We start from the raw sequence: 4294 nt of genomic DNA, 5'->3' as shown, positions 1-4294 counted from the left end.
GGATCGTGGGTTCCTCGGTCTCAGCGCTGCTCGTCAGTCACGACGGCGCCCGCTGGCTACCGGCGGTCATCGACGGCCTGCGTGGTCAGCAGACCCCCGTCGACGACGTGATCGTCGTCGACACCACCAGCAGGGACGGCAGTGCCGACCTGCTCCACGACGCCTTCAGCGCCGAGTACGGCCAGCTCGTCAGCGCGGCCGGGTCCACCTCGTTCCCCGAGGCCGTCGCACTGGGCCTCGAGGAGATGCGCCGCAGGCGATCGACACCTGAATGGGTGTGGATCCTGCACGACGACGCCAACCCCGAGCCCGGGGCGCTGGCCGCGCTCCTCGCGGCGGCCGAGGCCGATCCGGGCGTCGACGTCCTGGGGCCCAAGCTGCGCGAGTGGCCGTCGCTGAAGCGGCTGCTCGAGCTCGGCGTCACGATCTCGGGGACGGGACGGCGGGAGACCGGCCTCGAGCGCGGCGAGTACGACCAGGGCCAGCACGACCAGGTGCGCGAGGTCCTGGCGGTCAACACCGCCGGCATGCTCGTGCGCCGCACGGTCCTCGAGCAGCTCGGCGGGCTCGACCCGCAGCTGCCGATCTTCGGCAACGACATCGACTTCGGGTGGCGCGCCGCGATGGCCGGGCACCGCACGGTGGTGGTGCCCGACGCCGTGGTCTTCCACGCGGAGGCGGCACACCGGGGGCTGCGGCGTACGCCGCTGACCGGCCGGCACACCCACTACCAGGAGCGCCGCGCCGCTCTCTACACGCTGCTCGTCAACGCTCGGCGTCGCTCGCTGCTGTGGCTGACCGTGCGGCTCGCGTTCGGCACGCTGCTGCGGATGATCGGCTTCCTGCTGGTGCGCGCGGTCGGCGAGGCCCTCGACGAGCTGGCGGCCCTGCTCTCGATCTACGCCCACCCCGGGCAGGTGCGCGCCGCGCGCCGGACCCGTCGCGAGCTCGGGCTCGACGAGCACCGGGCGCGGCCGCTGCTGGCGCCCTGGTGGCTGCCCTACCGGCACGGGCTCGACTTCCTCGGCGACCTGGCGGCCGCCGCCACCAACCAGGCCCAGGACGTCGCCGAGCGACGCAGGGCCGCCGCCGCGGAGCACGCGCCGGCCAGCACCGTGGCCCGGCCGCGGTCGGAGGAGGACGAGCTCACCGAGGACACCGGGGTGGTCGCCCGCTTCCTCACCAACCCGATCGCCCTGTCCCTGGCCGTCGTCGTGCTCGTCGCCCTGGCCGGCGCCCGCGAGGCCCTCGGCGACGTCGCCGGCGGGGGCCTCTCACCCGTGCCCGCGAGCGTGTCGGACTGGTGGCGGCTGCACACCGAGACCTGGCATCCGCTGGGCACCGGCACGGCGGTCCCGGCGCCGCCGTACCTCCCCGTGCTGGCCCTGCTCGCCGTGGTCCTCGGCGGCAGTCCCTCGGCGGCCGTGTCGGCGGTGCTCCTGCTGGCGGTGCCGTTCGCGCTCTGGGGCGCCTGGCGGTTCCTGCGCGTGGTCGGCCGACTGGTCACCCCGACCGGTGCGCCGCGGTGGGCGTTGCTGTGGGGGTCGGTCACCTGGGCCGTCGTGCCGGTCGCGAGCGGCGGCTGGGGAGACGGCCGGCTCGGCGTGGTCGTCGGCTCCGCACTGCTGCCGTGGCTGGCCCATGCCGCGCTCGGCTTCGCCGACCCGTCCGCCGAACGTCGGTGGCGAGCGGCCTGGCGGGCGGGATTGCTGCTGAGCGTCGCCGCCGCGTTCGCGCCGGTGCTGTGGCTCGTGGCGGCGCTGCTCGGACTGGTGGTGACCGCTGCCGCGTTCGCGCTCGTCCGCGGCGCCGGACACGACCGCTCGGTGTGGGGCCCGCCCGCGACGGCCCTGGCTCTGGTCCCGCTGCTGCTGTCGCCGTGGTGGCTGCCCGCGATCCAGCGCGGGTCGGCCGAGGCGCTGCTGCTCGACGTCGGACGCCTCCCGTCTCCCGAGGTCGACGCGCTCGACCTGGCCACCGGTCGGCTCGGTGACCTGGGCGCGCCGTGGTGGCTCGGTGCGGTGCTCGTCGCGCTGGCGCTGCTCGCGCTGGTGCCGCGCCGCACCCGCATCCCTGTGCTCGTCTGCTGGATCGTCGCGCTCGTGACCGCGGTGCTGGCTGCCGTCCTCGCGACCGTCTCGCTCTCGCTCGCGGCCGTGTCCACCGGCGCCGGGCTCAGCGTGCTCGTCGTGGTGCTCCAGGGCGCCCTGGTGGTCGCCGTCACCACCGGCGCGATCGGCCTGGCCCCCGGCGCGGTCACGTGGCGTCGGGCCGGCGCAGCGGTGCTGGTCGTCGCGTCGGCGGTCGTGCCGCTCGGCGGCCTCGCGTGGTGGTTCGCCGAGACCGATCCCGCGATCGCGGACGGGGTGGACACCGACATCCCCGTCTACATGGTGCAGAGCTCCGAGGCCGGCGCGGCGCACGGCATCCTCGTCGTCCGCGGCAGCGTCGAGGACGGCCTGAGCTACACGGTCCGCCGCGGCGACGGCGTGACGCTCGGGGAGGACGAGATCCTCGACCTCACCGCCCCCGACGACGGGTTCACCGCCGAGGTCCGTGCGCTCGTCTCGCGGCCGACCCCCGAGGTGATCGACCGGCTGGGGGAGAGCGGCGTCGAGTACGTCGTCCTGCCCGCCCCCGCGGACGGTGACGTGGCCGCCGTCCTCGACGCGGCGGCCGGTCTCGTGCAGGCCAGCGCGGCCGATCGCTCGACCCGTGTCTGGCAGGTCGATCGTGACCTCGACGCCTCGAGCCTGGACGGGTCGACGTCGTGGATGCGCGTGCTGCTGCTCGTGGTCCAGGGTGTCGGCGCCGTCGTGGTCGCCGTGCTCTGCCTGCCCACCACGAACAGGAGGCGCTCGTCGTGAGCCACACCGCGCCTCCCGCTCCGGGCCGCCGATCGGCACGCCGCTCCGCCCGGCTGGACCTCACCGTCGTGCTCGCGGTCGTGCTGCCGATGCTCGCCGGCGTCGCCGTGCTGCTGGTCAGGCCCGCCGACACCAGGCCTGCCGACCACGCACCCACGCGCACGGCGCTCACCCGCGCCACCGTCGTGTGTCCCTCGGCCCTCCGCGACCGTCGCCAGGACGGCGCCGTGGCGCTCACGAGCGCTGCCGACGGTGCCGACGGCTCGGTGCAGGTGGGCCTCGGCGAGGACCGCCGTGGCGCCGACCTCCGCTCCGGGAAGGTGACCACCGTGGCCGGTGGCTCGGGCCCGGTGGCCGTCTCCGGTGAGGACGAGACCGCGCCCGGGCTGGTGGCCGGTCGCTCCGGCGCCGACCAGCGCGCGGCCGTCGGCTGCCCGGCCCCGGCTCCCCAGGCATGGTTCACCGGTGTCGGCGCGGGCGCGGGTCACACCTCGGTGCTCGAGCTGGTCAACCCCGACTCCGGTACGGCGGTCGCGGACATCACGGTCTACGGGCGTGGCGGGATCGTCGACGCCCCACGCCTGTTGGGCGTCTCGGTCCCGGGCGGCACGAGCGTGCGGCTCGACCTCGGCAAGGAGGTCCCGCGGCGCGACGAGCTGGCGATCCAGGTCGTGGCCTCACGCGGACGCATCGGGGCGACGGTGCTCGACCGCTACGACGAGGTCGGCGCGCCCGAGCTCACCGAGGACTGGCTTCCCGCCCAGGCGGAGCCCTCCACCGACAACCTGCTGATGGGGCTCGCGCCGGGCAAGGGACGTCGCACGCTCGTCCTCGCCAACGGCACCGACAGCGAGGTACGTGCCGACGTCGAGGTCGTCACCGGCGACTCGGTGTTCGCTCCGAAGGGCATCCCCGAGGTCCGGGTCGCACCCCAGAGCGTGCAGCGGATCTCGGTCTCCAGCGTGCTCGGCGACGCGATCGCCGACGGGGCGATCGGTCTGCAGGTGACCGCGAGCGGCCCGGTGACCGCCACCGTGCGCTCCTACGTCGCGGGCGACCTGTCCCACGCGGTGGGTGGCGCGCCGATCGACGAGGCCGCCACCGTCCTGGTCCCGAAGGTGGGCAAGGGTGGCAGCGCGACGGTCGAGCTCGCCGGCGCGACCCGCACCGGAGCGGTCACGGTCGTCGCCCGCTCCGCGTCGGGGGCAGAGCTCGACACCACCAAGGTCGATGTCATCCCCGATCAGGGCGTGAGCGTCGAGCTGCCCGCCCGGACCGCGCTCGTCACCGTCACGCCCGAACGCACCCCGGTCGTCGGGGCGGTGCTGATCGCCGCACGCGCCACGCCCAAGGGGAGCGCCGTGCTGCCCTTGACCGTGCCGGCGATGAACGGCCTCGTCCCCGACGTCCGGCCGGGTCTCCCCTAG

2 protein-coding genes are annotated in these 4294 nt (G+C 75.4%); both read left to right on the top strand.

Annotated features, from left to right (window positions below; genetic code table 11):
- On the top strand, positions 1-2867 hold a 2867-nt coding region (locus Q0L15_RS14045; protein ID WP_296605073.1), incomplete at its 5' end, for a glycosyltransferase family 2 protein.
- Positions 2864-4294, top strand: coding sequence for a DUF5719 family protein (locus Q0L15_RS14040; protein ID WP_296605072.1), 1431 nt, complete (start codon positions 2864-2866; stop codon positions 4292-4294). The genes Q0L15_RS14045 and Q0L15_RS14040, both read left to right, overlap by 4 nt.

The organism is Nocardioides sp. (assembly GCF_024509035.1).
Classification (GTDB): domain Bacteria; phylum Actinomycetota; class Actinomycetes; order Propionibacteriales; family Nocardioidaceae; genus Nocardioides.
The sequence above is the reverse complement of the archived record's forward strand: the minus strand, read 5'-3'. Positions and strand labels throughout refer to the sequence as shown.